The organism is Methylobacterium sp. 22177, assembly GCF_052045615.1.
GTDB classification, from domain to species: Bacteria; Pseudomonadota; Alphaproteobacteria; order Rhizobiales; family Beijerinckiaceae; genus Methylobacterium; species Methylobacterium radiotolerans.
On record NZ_JBQEPK010000005.1, the window covers coordinates 195,966 to 210,297 of the forward strand.

13 protein-coding genes are annotated in these 14,332 nt (G+C 70.1%); 6 read left to right on the forward strand and 7 right to left on the reverse strand.

All coding sequences use genetic code 11. The features are described from left to right. Positions 1–8 precede the first annotated feature (8 nt). On the reverse strand, positions 9–902 hold the full coding sequence (locus ACTJK8_RS08240; RefSeq protein WP_012317551.1) for an HpcH/HpaI aldolase/citrate lyase family protein: 894 nt from the start codon (positions 900–902) through the stop codon (positions 9–11). Positions 903–1,117: 215 nt separating this feature from the next. Between ACTJK8_RS08240 and ACTJK8_RS08245 the strand changes: the two genes are divergently transcribed. Then, positions 1,118–1,459 carry a hypothetical protein gene (locus ACTJK8_RS08245; protein ID WP_012317550.1) on the forward strand — a complete coding sequence of 114 codons (342 nt, stop codon included), beginning with the start codon at positions 1,118–1,120 and terminating at the stop codon, positions 1,457–1,459. 29 nt (positions 1,460–1,488) lie between these two features. Here ACTJK8_RS08245 and ACTJK8_RS08250 read toward each other — a convergent pair whose 3' ends face one another. Both ACTJK8_RS08250 and ACTJK8_RS08255 read right to left on the reverse strand, forming a co-directional pair. Beyond that, positions 1,489–2,853 carry an MATE family efflux transporter gene (locus ACTJK8_RS08250; protein WP_024831079.1) on the reverse strand — a complete coding sequence of 455 codons (1,365 nt, stop codon included), beginning with the start codon at positions 2,851–2,853 and terminating at the stop codon, positions 1,489–1,491. A 142-nt stretch (positions 2,854–2,995) separates the two neighbouring features. Then, a complete protein-coding gene (locus tag ACTJK8_RS08255; protein WP_012317548.1) occupies positions 2,996–3,349 on the reverse strand; it encodes a DUF6460 domain-containing protein in 354 nt (117 codons plus the stop codon). A gap of 275 nt (positions 3,350–3,624) precedes the next feature. On the opposite strand from ACTJK8_RS08255, the gene ACTJK8_RS08260 reads away from it, so the two are divergent. From ACTJK8_RS08260 to pdeM, 3 genes are read left to right on the forward strand one after another with little or no spacing between them, the layout of a single operon-like run. Further along, positions 3,625–4,581 carry an alpha/beta hydrolase gene (locus ACTJK8_RS08260; protein WP_012317547.1) on the forward strand — a complete coding sequence of 319 codons (957 nt, stop codon included), beginning with the start codon at positions 3,625–3,627 and terminating at the stop codon, positions 4,579–4,581. Then, the gene (locus tag ACTJK8_RS08265) at positions 4,578–7,259 is read left to right on the forward strand and encodes a ligase-associated DNA damage response DEXH box helicase (RefSeq protein ID WP_116655734.1); all 2,682 of its coding nucleotides are present in this window, start codon (positions 4,578–4,580) and stop codon (positions 7,257–7,259) included. The genes ACTJK8_RS08260 and ACTJK8_RS08265 overlap by 4 nt, the downstream gene beginning before the upstream one ends. 41 nt (positions 7,260–7,300) lie before the next feature. Next, positions 7,301–8,014: a ligase-associated DNA damage response endonuclease PdeM gene (gene pdeM, locus ACTJK8_RS08270; protein ID WP_024831082.1), complete on the forward strand. Its 714-nt coding sequence runs from the start codon at positions 7,301–7,303 to the stop codon at positions 8,012–8,014. A gap of 10 nt (positions 8,015–8,024) precedes the next feature. Here the strand turns inward: pdeM and ACTJK8_RS08275 are convergent, their stop codons facing one another. Continuing rightward, complete coding sequence (locus ACTJK8_RS08275; RefSeq protein WP_024831083.1) at positions 8,025–9,485, reverse strand: methyl-accepting chemotaxis protein; 1,461 nt, start codon at positions 9,483–9,485, stop codon at positions 8,025–8,027. A 207-nt stretch (positions 9,486–9,692) separates the two neighbouring features. After that, the gene (locus ACTJK8_RS08280) at positions 9,693–10,679 is read right to left on the reverse strand and encodes a CorA family divalent cation transporter (RefSeq protein ID WP_012317543.1); all 987 of its coding nucleotides are present in this window, start codon (positions 10,677–10,679) and stop codon (positions 9,693–9,695) included. A gap of 211 nt (positions 10,680–10,890) precedes the next feature. On the opposite strand from ACTJK8_RS08280, the gene groES reads away from it, so the two are divergent. Next, on the forward strand, positions 10,891–11,181 hold the full coding sequence (gene groES / locus ACTJK8_RS08285) for a co-chaperone GroES (RefSeq protein WP_012317542.1): 291 nt from the start codon (positions 10,891–10,893) through the stop codon (positions 11,179–11,181). Between the two features lie 71 nt (positions 11,182–11,252). Then, positions 11,253–12,893 (forward strand): chaperonin GroEL, encoded by a 1,641-nt coding sequence (groL, locus tag ACTJK8_RS08290; RefSeq protein ID WP_012317541.1) that lies wholly within the window; start codon positions 11,253–11,255, stop codon positions 12,891–12,893. 106 nt (positions 12,894–12,999) lie between these two features. On the opposite strand, the gene ACTJK8_RS08295 is transcribed toward groL, so the two are convergent. Together ACTJK8_RS08295 and fae are read right to left on the reverse strand one after the other, a co-directional pair. Next, positions 13,000–13,293 (reverse strand): hypothetical protein, encoded by a 294-nt coding sequence (locus ACTJK8_RS08295; protein WP_440761778.1) that lies wholly within the window; start codon positions 13,291–13,293, stop codon positions 13,000–13,002. A 403-nt stretch (positions 13,294–13,696) separates the two neighbouring features. Continuing rightward, positions 13,697–14,209 carry a 5,6,7,8-tetrahydromethanopterin hydro-lyase gene (gene fae / locus ACTJK8_RS08300; protein ID WP_012317540.1) on the reverse strand — a complete coding sequence of 171 codons (513 nt, stop codon included), beginning with the start codon at positions 14,207–14,209 and terminating at the stop codon, positions 13,697–13,699. Positions 14,210–14,332 lie beyond the last annotated feature (123 nt).

Here is a 14,332-nt window from a genome sequence, read left to right on the forward strand (position 1 = left end):
AGCCGCGCTCAGAACCCCTTCGCCCTGATGGCCTCGGCCCAGGTGACCGCCCGGCGGTTCACGCCGAGATGCTGCCGCTCGTAGAGCCGGCCCTCCAGCTTGATCGCGCCGCGCTTGGCGTATTCCGGGCGCTCGAACGCCTCGATCACCAGCTTGGCGCGGCGCACCTCCTCCTCGGTGGGGGCGAAGGACGTGTTGGCCGGCTCCAGCTGCGTCGGGTGGATCAGGGTCTTGCCGTCGAAGCCGAGGTCGCGCGCCTGCCGGCACTCGTCGCGGCAGCCCTCGGTGTCGGCAATGTCGTTGTAGACGCCGTCGAGGATCGCGAGCCCCTCCGCCCGGGCTGCGGCCAGCGCCATCATCATCCAGGGCAGCATCGGCACGCGGCCGGGGACGATCTTGGCCCAGGTGTCCTTGGCGAGGTCGTTGGTGCCGAGGACGAGGCAGGTCAGGCGGTTGCGCGGGTCGCGCTTCGCCCGGGCGATCTCCTGGATGTTGAGGATCGAGGCCGGGGTCTCGATCATCGCCCAGATCGCGATGCCGTCCGGCGCGTCGAGGGATTCGAGCCGGTCGGCGATGCTCTCCAGCACGGCCGGGGACGAGACCTTCGGCATCAGGATCGCGTCGGGCTTGGCCTCGATGGCGGCGTGGAGATCCGCCTCGCCCCACGGGGTCTGTGGGGCGTTGACCCGGATGACCAGCTCGCGGCTGCCATAAGCGCCGCTCTTCACCGCGGCGCAGACCTGCTCGCGGGCGATGTCCTTCTCCTCCGGGCCGACGGCGTCCTCGAGGTCGAGGATGATGCTGTCCACCGGCAGGGTCTTGGCCTTGTCGAGCGCCCGCTGGTTCGAGCCGGGCATGTACAGCACGCTCCGGCGCAGGCGCAGATCGGTCGTCGTGGCCATCGGCTTCTCCCTCCTGGGCCGTCGCGCGGCCTCCCGTCGTTGCGCTGCACCCTAAAGCACGAACCCGGCCGCGCCACACCCTAAAGGTCGGGGCGGGTGAGTCCCCGCGCGGTTTGATACCGCGCCGTCTCTCCGCAGATCGAAGCCCCGGTTTGGTCATGTTCCGCCGCTTAAAGGCCGACCGAAACCAATTCTCGGAGTCCGGGATCTCTACGATGCGCAAAGTCTTGGTCACCCTCGCCTTGCTCGGGACATTGGCTGCACCCGAGGCGGCCCGGGCCCAGAGCCGGACCACCCTCGGCGTCGGCTCCGGCGCGGTCGCCGGGGCGCTGGTCGGCGGGCCGATCGGCGCCGTCGCGGGGGCCGTGGTCGGCGGCTTCGTCGGGAACTCGACGGAGCGCGGGCGCCGCCACGTCCGCCGGGGCCGCCGCTACGGCTACGCAGCGCCGCGCCGCTCCTATCCGCGGCGCGCGGAGGCGGTCGTGCCGCGGACGACGGGCTCCGTGGCCCGCGCCGCGCCGCCGGCCCAGCCCACCACCTGGAAGGACCCGCGCTAGCAGGCCTCAAGGCCGCGCGCGGCTGCCGCCTAGGCTGCCGGTTCGAGGGCGGCCGGGGCGGGCGTCCGGAACGTGTCCCGGGCGAGGCGCGGGAAGGCGATCGCCTGCCCGAGACCGCGGGCGCCCAGGAAGCTCACGAAGGCGAGCCACAGCCCGGTATTGCCGAAGCCCAGGCTCTCGACCAGCGCGAGGATCGCGCAGTAGGCGGCGAGCGCGCACACCATGAGGTTGCGCATCGCCCGCGTCCAGGTCGCGCCGATATAGATCCCGTCATACGCGAAGGGCGCCGCGGCGGCGAGCGGCGCCAGGGCGGCGAGGACGAGGTAGGACCGGGCCGCCTCGCGGACCGGACCGTTCGTGGTCACGGCATCGATGAAGGCCGGGCCGCCCGCCAGAGACACTAGGCTGACCGCGAGGCCGAAGCCGAGGCACCAGCGCAGGCTCAGGGCGGCGGCCGCGTCGAACGCCTCCCGGTCCCGGGCGCCGACGGCCTGGCCGCACAGGGTCTCGGCCGCCGTGGCGAAGCCGTCGAGGAAGAAGCCGCCGATCAGGAAGAGATTCCACAGGACCGAGTTCGCGGCCAGGACCACGTCGCCCTGCCGGGCGCCGAGCGCCGAGAACAGCACGATGCCGGTGATCAGCGCGAGCGTCCGCAGGATGACGTCGCCGTTGACGCTGAGCGTCCGGCGCAGCGCCGCGGCGTCGCGGAGGTCGCGCAGCGGCACTCGGAAGGGCCGGGAGCCGAGCCGCGCCAGGAGGGTCAGCCCGAGGCCGAGTCCGAGCGCCTCGGCGCCGAGGGTCGCCAGCGCCGCGCCGGCGAGGCCCAGGCCGAAGCCCAGGACCAGGGTGAGCGTCAGCGCGACGTTGGTCAGGTTGATGGCGATCTGCAGCAGCAGGCCGAGATCGGTGCGCCCGCGCCCCAGGACCGAGCCGAGCACGCCGTAGCTCGCCAGCACGAAGGGCGCTGACAGGATGCGAATGTGGAAGTAAGTCGCGAGACCGGCGATGACTGCCGCGCTCGCCCCGCTGATCGCGAAGGCGAGCTGCGCGAGAGGGCCTTGCAGGGCCACCAGGACGAGGCCGATCAGGGCGCCCGCCGCCAGCGCCCGCGCCAGGATGCGGTCGACCTCGGCGTCGTCCCGTCCGCCGACCGCCTGCGCGGTCAGGCCGGCGGTCGCCATGCGGAGCGCCCCGAACGACCAGAAGATCGCGTCGAAGATCACGGCGCCGAGGGCGATGGCGCCGAGCAGCGCCGCGTCGCCGAGCCGCCCGATCACCGCCGCGCCGACGAAGCCGAGCATCGGCGTCGTGACGTTGGCGATCGTCATGGGCAGCGCCAGGGCCAGGACGCGGCGGTTCGTCGGGCGGGCCGAGCTGGCGACGGTATGCATCATGCCGCACGCTAAGAAGCCGAGCCCTCCGCGCAAAGCGGGGTGATCGCATCGGCGGGTTGCGATGGCGGGCGGCCGATCTGCCCGAACCCACGGCGCGCCGGGCCGTCGGGGTGCGACCGTGTCGGATCGGCCCCCGACCCCGTCAGCGGGAGACGGCGAAGAGGCGCGCGATCAGCCAGAGCGGTACGACCACGATCGCCCCGGCGACGATCCAGCCGCCGAAATCGTGGAGCGAGGCGAGCCCGACCTCCACCAGCGCCCGCGCCGAATCGTAGACGTGCCAGAACAGCCGCCCCGGCGTCAGGCCGAGCATCGACATGAAGGCGCCGACCAGCACCGACAGGAACAGCAGCCGCAGGAACACGCCGGCGGGCGAGCCGCCGAGGAACCGCCGCAGCGCGGAGGGATGGGACCGGTAGCCCTCCGCGCCGTAGGGGGCGTTCGGCGGGGCACCCTGCTGATAGCCTTGCCGGCGCCGGTCGTGATCGACGAGCATTGCGTCCTCGTGAAGCCTCAGGGCCCTCGGATCGGCGACGAAGCGGGCGGAACCGTGGCCGGCACACCACACCGCTTCGAAACCCGAGCGCGGATCAGGCGTTGGCGGGTTTCTCGCGCGCCGTGCACATGGCAAGCGGCGTCGCGCGCGCCAAGATGCGGGACGGGGTGGATTGCGACGCGCGACTCGCGCGGCGCGGCCTCGACCAAAGGGAGAACTCCCGGGAATCGGGATTGGTGTGAGAGGCTCTGAGTGCCGACGGGACCATACGCACGATGATCGACCACGCCCTGTTCGACCCGGCGACGATCGATCCCGAGACGCTCCGGCTCAATGCCGAGATCGTCGCGGCGCACGCCGCGCTGCCCGATCCCTGGTCGCTGCCGATCGCCGAGGTTCGCGAGCGCCGCCGTCTGGGCACCAAGGCGGCCCCCGCCATGCCGCACAGCGCCCGGGCGGAGTGGCTGACGATCGACGGGCCGGGCGGTCCGCTCAAGCTCCGCGTGGTCCGGCCCAAGCCCGGCGTGAAGCTGCGCGGCGCCTACCTGCACATTCACCGCGGCGGCTGGGTCTGGGGCTCCGCCGACGAGCAGGATCCCTGGCTGGAGCGCATCGCCGACACCTGCGGCTTCGTCGCCCTGTCGGTCGAGTATCGCCTCGCCCCCGAGCATCCCTATCCGGCGGCCCTGCTCGACTGCGAGGCCGCGGCCCTTTGGCTGGCCGGTCCGGGGAAGACCGAGTTCGGCATCCACGCCCTGACCATCGGCGGCGAGTCGGTGGGCGCGCACCTCGCCGTGATGGTGCTGCTGCGGCTGCGCGACAAACACAACCTCCCGCGGGCCTTCCGGGGCGCCAACCTCAACGCCGGCTTCTTCGATCTCGGCCTCACCCCGTCGGTGCGGAACTGGGGCGAGGAGCGGCTGGTCGTGAACACCCGCGACCTGACCAAGTTCGCCGACGGCTACGTCCGCGAGGGCATCGACCGGCGCCGGCCGGACGTGTCGCCGATCTACGCCGACCTGAAGGGCCTGCCGCCCGCCCTGTTCACCATCGGCACCGCCGATCCCCTCCTCGACGACACGCTGTACATGTCGGCGCGCTGGGCCGCGGCCGGCAATGGCGGACACACGGCGATCTATCCCGGCGGCTGCCATGTCTTCGCCCGCTACCCGAGCCCGATGAGCGAGCGGGCGCTGGAGCTGATCGACCGCTTCCTGATGGCGCTCGCCTGAGCGTCCCGTCCGAGATCCTGCCGGAAGGATTCCGCGCCTGGTTCGCGGGCCGCGGCTGGGCGCCCCGGTCGCACCAGCTCGATCTCCTGCGGATCGCCGGCGCCGGCCGCTCGGCGCTGCTGGTGGCGCCGACCGGGGCCGGCAAGACGCTGGCCGGCTTCCTGCCGAGTCTCGTCGACCTCGCCGAGCGCGGGCCGCAGAAGAAGGCGGCGGGCCCACACACCCTCTACGTCTCGCCCCTGAAGGCGCTGGCGGTGGACATTGCCCGCAACCTCGACGCGCCGATCGCCGAGATGGCGCTGCCGGTGCGCGTCGAGACCCGCACCGGTGACACGCCGGCCCACAAGCGCACCCGCCAGATCAGCCGGCCGCCGGACATCCTTCTGACCACGCCCGAGCAGCTGGCCCTGCTGATCGCCCACCGCGAGGCGGCTGAGTTTTTTGCCGGGTTGCGCTGCGTGGTGCTCGACGAGCTGCACGCGCTGGTCACCTCGAAGCGCGGCGACCTGCTGGCGCTGGCGCTGGCGCGGTTGCACCGGCTGAGCCCGGGACTGGCGGCGATCGGGCTTTCCGCGACGGTGCGGGAGCCGGACGAGCTGCGGAAGTACTTGGTGCCGCAGGGGCCGCTTCCCCCTCCTCCCTCTGCGAGCGGGCAACCGGGATCGCATCGCGACGAGGGTCATACGGCTGCCGAACATGACGGGGACCCCCGTGCCGGTGCAGGAGTGGGAAAGGGTGAGGGCCGGAGCCTTCCGGGAGGAGGCTCGGCCTCCTCGCGACTTTCTCCCGCAGGGGAGAGGGCCCCCGTCGAGACGCCCATGGCCGACCTCGTCACGGTGGCCGGCGGCGCGAAGGCGGATCTTCGCATGCTCGACCTCGGCCGGGCGCTGCCGATCTCCGGCCACACGGCCTGGCACTCGATGCCGGCGATCTACGAGCTCATCAAGGAACACCGGACCACGCTTGTCTTCGTGAATACCCGGCTCCAGGCCGAGTACACGTTCCAGGAGCTGTGGCGGCTCAACGAGGACGCCCTGCCGATCGCGATCCACCACGGCTCGCTCGATGCCCAGCAGCGCCGCCGGGTCGAGGCCGCCATGGCGGCAGGGCAGCTCCGCGCGATCGTCTGCACCGCAACCCTCGACCTCGGCATCGACTGGGGCGACGTCGACCTCGTGGTCAATGTCGGCGCGCCGAAGGGAGCGAGCCGGATCATGCAGCGGATCGGCCGCGCCAACCACCGCATGGACGAGCCCTCGAAGGCCTACCTCGTCCCGGGCAACCGCTTCGAGATGCTGGAGTGCCAGGCGGCGCTGGACGCCGTCGAGGAGGCCGCGCAGGACACGCCCGACGCCCGCCAGGGCGCCCTCGACGTCCTCGCCCAGCACGTGCTCGGCATGGCCTGCGCCGACGCCTTCGACCCGCTCGAGCTCTACGACGAGATCGTCTCGGCCGCGCCCTACGCCGGTCTCTCCTGGGAAGCGTTCGAGCAGGTCGTCGACTACGTCGCGACCGGCGGCTACGCGCTGCGCGCCTACGAGCGGTTCGCGAAGATCCTGCGCGGGCCGGACGGGCTCTGGCGCGTCCGCGACGCCCGCACCGCGCAGGCCTACCGGATGAATGTCGGCACCATCGTGGAGGCGGCGCGGGTGAAGGTCCGGCTCGGCCGGACCCTGCGCGGCAAGCCCGGCACGGTGTTGCCGAAGACCGGCCGCGTGCTCGGCGAGATCGAGGACGAGTTCGCCGAGACGCTCACCGTCGGCGACACGTTCCTGTTCGCGGGCGAGACCCTGCGGTTCGAGGGGCTCTCCGAGGACGAGTGCCTCGTCACCCGCGCGCCGGCCGGCACCGATCCGGCGATCCCGTCCTACGCGGGCGCAAAGTTCCCGCTCTCGACCTTCCTGGCCGCGCGGGTCCGGGCGCTCATCGCCGACCCGTTCGCGTGGGACCGGCTGCCGAAGCAGATCGGCGAGTACCTGCTGCAGCAGCGCCGACGCTCGGTCCTGCCGGGCGAGCGCGACCTCCTCGTGGAGACGTTCCCGCGGGGCAAGCGCTTCTACCTGACCGCCTTCCCGTTCGAGGGCCGCCTCGCCCACCAGACGCTGGGCATGCTGCTGACCCGGCGCCTGGAGCGCGCCGGCCTGCGGCCCCTCGGCTTCGCGGCCAACGATTACGGCATCGCCATCTGGTCGACCCGCGACGTCTCGGAGCGCGCCGCGATCGATCCGGACTTCATCGGCGACCTGTTCGCGGTCGACATGCTGGGCGACGACCTCGAGGCGTGGCTCGACGAATCCGCCATGATGAAGCGCACGTTCCGCCAGTGCGCGGTGATCGCCGGCCTGATCGAGCGCCACCATCCGGGTCAGAAGAAGTCCGGCCGGCAGGTCACGATCTCGACCGACCTGATCTACGACGTGCTGCGCAAGCACCAGCCCGACCACCTCCTGCTGCGGGCGGCGCGGCAGGATGCGGCAACCGGACTCCTCGACGTGAGGCGCCTCGGCATGATGCTAGAGCGCATCCAGGGGCGAATCATCCACAGGTCTCTCGACCGGGTCTCGCCGCTCTCCGTGTCCGTGATGCTCGAGATCGGGCGCGAGCGGGTCTACGGCGAGGGCGCCGACGAGATCCTGGCCGAGGCCGAGGCGGAGCTTCTCCAAGAGGCTCTGTCCTGACCGCCGATCCGCCCTTCCCCGACGACACCGAGGATGCGATCTTGGCGGCCGGCCTGAGACTCGAGAAGACTCACAAGCACCCCACCCTGCTTCTCGCGGGCGAGACCTTGGTGCTCGACCTCTGCGGCGGCCTCTGGCTGCCGGAGCACCGGACGCTGATCGTGTCCGATCTCCACCTGGAGAAGGGCTCGTCCTACGCGGCCCGCTCCGGCCAGTTCCTGCCGCCCTACGACACCCGCGAGACGCTCGCCTGCCTGCACGAGGCGGTGGTGCGCCACGATCCCGCCCGCGTGGTCGCGCTGGGCGATTCCTTCCACGACGCCCGCGGTCCCGAGCGCATGGAGCCCGGCGACCGCGCCCTGGTGGCGGCCCTGCAGGAGGGGCGGGACTGGGTCTGGATCGCCGGCAACCACGACGCGGCCGTGAACGAGGGCGTGGGCGGCCGCTACGCCGACGCGCTCACGCTGGGCGGCCTCGTCCTGCGCCACGAGCCGAGCCCAGAGCCCGTCCCCGGCGAGATCGCGGGCCATCTCCATCCCTGCGGGAAGGTGGCGATGCGCGGGCGGGCGGTGCGCCGCCGCTGCTTCGTCACGGACGGCACCCGCCTCGTCATGCCGGCTTTCGGAGCCTACGCGGGCGGCCTGAACGTCCGCGACAGGGCGATCGAGAGCCTGTTCCCCGACGGGTTCACCGCCCATCTCCTCGGCGACGGGCGGGTCTTCGCCATCGGCCGGGCGCAGCTCGCCCGGGATTGAGCCGCGCGGATCAGGCCGTCTTCATGAAGCGGATCACGCTCTCCGACAGGCTCGTCGAGTGGCCGGCGAGGCTCTCGGCGATGCCCTGGACCGTCTGCGCCAGCTGACCGGTGGCGTTGGCGGCCTCGGAAACGCCGCCGATATTGCCCGCCATCTCGTGGGTCGAGACCGCCTGCTCCTCGACGGCGCTCGCCATCGCCAGGGTAAGCTTGGACAGTTCGTCCACCGCCGCGGTGATCATCTCGATGGCGCCGACGGCGTCGCCGGTGGCGCTCTGGATCGCCGAGACCTGCTGGGTGATCTCGCCGGTCGCCTTGGCCGTCTGCTCGGCGAGCGCCTTCACCTCGGAGGCGACGACCGCGAAGCCGCGTCCGGCGGCGCCGGCCCGGGCCGCCTCGATCGTGGCGTTCAGCGCCAGCAGGTTGGTCTGGTCGGCGATCGACTTGATCATGCTCACCACCGCGTCGACCTTGCGGGCGTTCTCGGCGAGCTGGCGCATGGTCGCGTCGGTCGTCCCCGCCTGGGCGGCGATCTGCTGCGCGCGCTCCGAGACCCGCCCGACCTGGCCGGAAATTTCCTGGATCGCGCCGTTCATCTGCTCGGAGCTCGACGCGACCGACGAGGCCTTGTGGCGCGCGGATTCGGCTGACTGCATCAGGCCCTCGGCCGAGCTCTGCATCTCCTGGATGGCGGAGCCGACGGCCTCCACGACGCGCTTGACGTCGGTCTCCATGTTCACCTGCGCGGTGACCACCGCCCAGGTCAGCATCGGGCCGAGGTACTGCCCCTTCTCGTCGTTCACCGCCGTGACCCGCAGGTTGAGGGTCTCGGGCCCGACCCTGATCTTGGTGCTGTGCGGCAGCCGGCTCGCGTCCGCCAGCATGGTGCGCTGGTGGCTCGGGTTCTTGTGGAAGATATCGAAGGAGCGGCCGAGCATGTCGTCGACTCTGACCGGCAGGTGCTGGTCGATCGTGCCGAGCGTCTTGCGCGACGTGGCGTTCATGTAGTCGATCTTGAAGTTGTCCTTCAGGTCGGCCGTCATGACGGCCACCGGTACGTTGTCGATCATCGTCAGGAGCCGGTTGATCTCCTTCTTCTTCGCGGAGATGTCCGCGGCGAACTTTACGACCTTGATCGGCTTGCCCCGCGCGTCGAGGACGGGATTGTACGTCGCCTCGAGCCAGACCGAGTCGCCCTCCTTGTCGAGGCGCAGGAACTCGCCCGTGACGTACTGACCGTCCTTGAGCTTGTCCCAGAACGCGGCGTACTCCGCGGTCTCGGCATAGCTCTTGTCCACGAAGATGCGGTGATGCCGGCTCTGGACGTCGCTGAGGCTGTACTTCATCAGCCGCAGGAAGTTCTGGTTCGCGTGGAGGACGGTCCCGTCCATCGAGAATTCGATGATCGCGAGTGAGCGGTCCAGGGCGTCGATCTTGGCCTGGGCCTCGTTGAAGACAGTACGATTGAACATGGTCCCGCTCGCGTTCCCCCGCGCCGGGTCTAGCGCCGCATCGTTAATGAATTGCTTATTTCGGAATTCGTTCAGGTTAAGCGCGGGCGAAGATCGAACGAATGCTTGCGACGCCGTGTCCGCTCTGTGCTCGTGTCCGGACCGGCGCCGCCCTCGGCGGCTGAGATGCGATGTGGTGTTTCCAATGCTATAATTTTTCGGTCAATATTAGAACCAGCCCCGCATGCGGAAGTATATGATCGGCGCGACCGCGCTCAAAAGGATCAGGCCGAGCGCGTAGGGATATCCGAGAGCCCAATCCAGCTCGGGCATGTGCTTGAAGTTCATGCCGTAGATCGACGCGATCAGCGTCGGCGGGACGCCGACCACCGAGACCACGGTGAGGACCCGGAAGACGTTGTTCTGCTCGATCGTGATGAGGCCGAGGGCGGCGTCGAGCAGGAACTGGACGTTCTCGGCGAGCCGCGTCTCGAACTCGTCGAGGGACTCGATGTCCCGCTTGATCGTCTCGAAGCGGGAATCCTCCGGCAGGCCGAGGCCGTCGCAGGCCGCGGCGACGAACGGGATGATCCGTTCGAGGCCGAGCAGGCTCGACCGGATCTTTCCCAGAACCTTCCCGCGGTTGCTGATGCCGCGCAGAATCCGGCGCAGGGCGAGATCGCGGCGCCGGGGCGGGGGGCGCTCCAGGCGCCGCCGCTCTGCGCCGCGGACGTCGAAGTCGAAGATGCGGGTGGAGAGCGTGTCGAGCTCGGATCCCATGTCTTCCAGGGCGTCGGCGAGGCTGTCGACCAGCTCTTCCAGGACGATGAGGAAGATCTCGCTGGGTGTCGTGCTGCCGTCGCCGTCCGCGATGCGCTTCGCGGAGGTCTCGAAGGCGCGCAGCTCGTGGAAGCGGATCGTGACGAGGTGATCCTTGGTCAGCAGGAAGCCCAGCGGCTTCAGCTGCGACGCGCTCTGCTCGAAGGTGATCATCGGCGTCGAGAGCGAGAGCCCGCCCTTCACCCGGCGCAGGCGGCTCGACGTCTCCACTTCCGAGAGCGCCGCCCGGGACGGCACGCGCAGACCGGTCGCGGCCTCGACCGCCGCGGCCTCTTCCGGCGTGGGATCGTTCAGGTCGAGCCACACGGTGTCGCGCGCGACCGGCCTGCCGGGTTGCAGCGCCACCGGGCCTTCGGGTCCGTGCAGGCTCAGCATGAGAGCGCGTTATCCATGAGGGGGAAAGGAGCCGCCGGCGCGTCATCGCACCGTCGCGCGGGGGTGCGACAGCCTTGACTCGGAACCCGCCCGCGCCTATCTCGCGGCCGTCTTTGGCACTCGCCGAGACAGAGTGCTAACAGTCGAGTTCGCGAGCGGTCCCGCCGGCCGCATCAACGCCAACTCCAGACCTGAAGCAAGAGGGCAGCTCATGAAGTTCCGTCCGCTGCACGACCGCGTGGTCGTCCGTCGCATCGAGAGCGAAGAGAAGACCAAGGGCGGCATCATCATCCCGGACACCGCCAAGGAGAAGCCGCAGGAGGGCGAAGTCGTCGCCGTCGGCCCCGGCGCCCGCGACGAGCAGGGCCGCGTCAACGCGCTCGACGTGAAGGCCGGCGACCGCGTCCTGTTCGGCAAGTGGTCCGGCACCGAGGTCAAGATCGACGGTCAGGACCTCCTGATCATGAAGGAATCCGACATCATGGGCGTCGTCGCCCTCTGATCGGATCACCCGTCATCGCCCTTTGAGGCCGTCCCGGCCTTGGGGTTCAACCAGTAGCTAAGAGGCACACAATGGCAGCGAAAGACGTTCGTTTCTCCGCCGACGCCCGCGATAAGATGCTGCGCGGCGTCGACATCCTCGCGGATGCGGTGAAGGTGACGCTGGGCCCGAAGGGCCGCAACGTCGTGATCGAGAAGAGCTTCGGCGCCCCGCGCATCACCAAGGACGGTGTGACGGTCGCCAAGGAGATCGAGCTCGCCGACAAGTTCGAGAACATGGGCGCCCAGATGGTGCGCGAAGTGGCCTCGAAGACCAACGACATCGCGGGTGACGGCACCACCACCGCGACCGTGCTGGCCCAGGCCATCGTCCGCGAGGGCGCCAAGTACGTCGCCGCCGGCATCAACCCGATGGACCTGAAGCGCGGCATCGACCTCGCCACCCAGGCCGCCGTCAAGGACATCATCGCGCGCGCCAAGAAGGTCTCGACCTCCGACGAGGTCGCCCAGGTCGGCACGATCTCCGCCAACGGCGACAAGGAGATCGGCGAGATGATCGCCCACGCCATGCAGAAGGTGGGCAACGAGGGCGTGATCACGGTCGAGGAGGCCAAGACGGCCGAGACCGAGCTCGACGTCGTCGAGGGCATGCAGTTCGACCGCGGCTACCTCTCCCCGTACTTCATCACGAACGCGGAGAAGATGGTCGCCGAGCTCGAGGACCCCTACATCCTCATCCACGAGAAGAAGCTCTCCTCGCTCCAGGCCATGCTGCCGGTGCTCGAGGCCGTTGTTCAGACCGGCAAGCCGCTCCTGATCATCGCCGAGGACATCGAGGGCGAGGCGCTCGCCACGCTCGTCGTCAACAAGCTCCGCGGCGGCCTGAAGGTCGCGGCCGTCAAGGCGCCGGGCTTCGGTGATCGCCGCAAGGCGATGCTCGAGGACATCGCGATCCTGACCAAGGGCCAGATGATCGCCGAGGATCTCGGCATCAAGCTCGAGAACGTGACGCTTCCCATGCTCGGCCGCGCCAAGCGCGTGCGCATCGAGAAGGAGAACACCACGATCATCGACGGCGTCGGCGAGAAGTCCGACATCGAGGGCCGCATCTCGCAGATCAAGGCGCAGATCGAGGAGACCACCTCGGACTACGACCGTGAGAAGCTGCAGGAGCGTCTGGCCAAGCTCGCGGGCGGCGTCGCGGTGATCCGCGTCGGCGGCGCGACCGAGGTCGAGGTGAAGGAGAAGAAGGACCGCGTCGACGACGCCCTCAACGCCACCCGCGCGGCGGTCGAGGAAGGCATCGTCCCCGGCGGCGGCACCGCGCTGCTGCGCGCCAAGAAGGCGGTCGCCGAGCTGAAGTCCGACATCCCGGACGTTCAGGCCGGCATCAAGATCGTCCTCAAGGCTCTCGAGGCCCCGCTCCGCCAGATCGCCCAGAACGCGGGCGTGGAAGGGTCGATCGTGGTCGGCAAGATCACCGACAACACCTCCTCGGAGACCTTCGGCTTCAACGCCCAGACCGAAGAGTACGTCGACATGATCCAGGCCGGCATCGTCGACCCGGCCAAGGTGGTGCGCACCGCTCTGCAGGACGCGGCTTCGGTCGCCGGCCTGCTGGTCACCACCGAGGCGATGGTCGCCGACGCGCCGAAGAAGGACAGCCCCGCTCCGGCCATGCCGGGCGGCGGCATGGGCGGCATGGACTTCTAAGTCCGCGCCACCGCGCATGACGGGGGAAAGGGGTCGCCGTGAGGCGGCCCCTTTTCTTTTGATGGCGGCACGCTCCAGCGGCGCGCGAGGCGCAGTCCGGTCAGCCTCATCGGCCGTGACGCGGCGAAGCCCGCGCCGCGAGGCGCGCCCACACAGTAGCGATCAAGGATTGCCGGACGCGGCCGGTCGCCCGGACCGGAATTTCGAAGTTCAGGCTGTGGTCGATCAGGTCTCGGATCCCGTCCTGATCGGGGCCTTCCCCGCCGACCTCGATGAACTCCAGGATCCAGGCATGGATCGCCGCGTGATCCGATGGATCGGGATCCGCAGCGAGAATGAGCCGGCCACCGTGTATCCAGTCATCGCGGAGGGCAGCCGAATCCTCGGCGGATGAAGTCATGGCCTGACCTCGCGGTCGCGCTCGACGCCGCCGCTCCATCCTCGCGTCCGCAGGCGGTACTTGGGGCGCCGATCACGCTTGGCGGAGGCTCGACGCGGGCGAGGACGCCGCGTCCGCGGGGAGATCAAGCCTGCTCCCGCCGCGTGATCGCGCGGAGGTCGAGGGAGGGGGCAGCAGCGCGGATCGCGTCCGCGCAGCGGGCTCGCCGACCGTTTCGGATCCGGGGAGCCGAGGCCCGGCGCCGCCCCGCGGCGGGTCGGGCGGCCGGCCCAAACGAGAAACGGGACGGCTCGCGCCGTCCCGTTCAGGGGCCTACCTATCGGCCAAGGAAGATCGAAGCCAGTCGCTGGAGCAGGCCCCGCGGTGCGGGCGGAGGCTCGCTCTGCCCAGGACCGTCCCCGATCTAAGCGTTGGCGGCGAAGGGGTGCTGCGCGGAGTTGCGCTGCTCGGTGACCGTCGAGGCCTTCGGCTCGCCGTTGACGGCGCGCTGGATCGACAGCTTGGTGGCCTCGTAGTTGTACTTCTGGATCTTGGCGTCGTCGGCCGCCTCCCAGTGGATGAACACGCCGACCAGGATGTACAGGTCGTCGGCCTCGTCCGCCGGGATGATGCCCTCGGCCACCGCGTCCTGCACAGCCTTGGCAACGCCGTGCTGGGCCGGGCCGAACATCTGGACGGCCTGACGGGCGTCGTTGATGGTGACCTTGTTGAACATCAGGGTGTTCGGCTTGCACGGCAGGTTCGGCGCGATGACCGCGAGCAGGCTGGTGAAGCCGTGCTTGTTGTTCACGAGGCCGTTGCAGAAGGCCGTCTCGGCCGGCGAACCGCGCGGTCCGATGATGAGGTCGATGTGGGCGACCTCGTTGCCGTCGCCGACGAGGGCCTCGCCGACCTGAACCTTGGTGATCTTCGCCATTCGGTGTCTCTCCCTGGATTCCGAAATAGAGCCGCGCGCCGGGCGGTGCCGCGGCCGGGAAGCCATCCTTGTTATCGGCGCCCGACCATGCCGGCCGAGCCGGATGGGCCGAGCCGGTTGGGC

Coding starts and splice junctions, on each gene's coding strand:
- ACTJK8_RS08240 (WP_012317551.1), bottom strand. CDS start 902: ATGGCCACGACGACCGATCTGCGCCTGCGCCGGAGCGTGCTGTACATG.
- ACTJK8_RS08245 (WP_012317550.1), top strand. CDS start 1,118: ATGCGCAAAGTCTTGGTCACCCTCGCCTTGCTCGGGACATTGGCTGCA.
- ACTJK8_RS08250 (WP_024831079.1), bottom strand. CDS start 2,853: ATGATGCATACCGTCGCCAGCTCGGCCCGCCCGACGAACCGCCGCGTC.
- ACTJK8_RS08255 (WP_012317548.1), bottom strand. CDS start 3,349: ATGCTCGTCGATCACGACCGGCGCCGGCAAGGCTATCAGCAGGGTGCC.
- ACTJK8_RS08260 (WP_012317547.1), top strand. CDS start 3,625: ATGATCGACCACGCCCTGTTCGACCCGGCGACGATCGATCCCGAGACG.
- ACTJK8_RS08275 (WP_024831083.1), bottom strand. CDS start 9,485: ATGTTCAATCGTACTGTCTTCAACGAGGCCCAGGCCAAGATCGACGCC.
- ACTJK8_RS08280 (WP_012317543.1), bottom strand. CDS start 10,679: ATGCTGAGCCTGCACGGACCCGAAGGCCCGGTGGCGCTGCAACCCGGC.
- groES (WP_012317542.1), top strand. CDS start 10,891: ATGAAGTTCCGTCCGCTGCACGACCGCGTGGTCGTCCGTCGCATCGAG.
- groL (WP_012317541.1), top strand. CDS start 11,253: ATGGCAGCGAAAGACGTTCGTTTCTCCGCCGACGCCCGCGATAAGATG.
- ACTJK8_RS08295 (WP_440761778.1), bottom strand. CDS start 13,293: ATGACTTCATCCGCCGAGGATTCGGCTGCCCTCCGCGATGACTGGATA.
- fae (WP_012317540.1), bottom strand. CDS start 14,209: ATGGCGAAGATCACCAAGGTTCAGGTCGGCGAGGCCCTCGTCGGCGAC.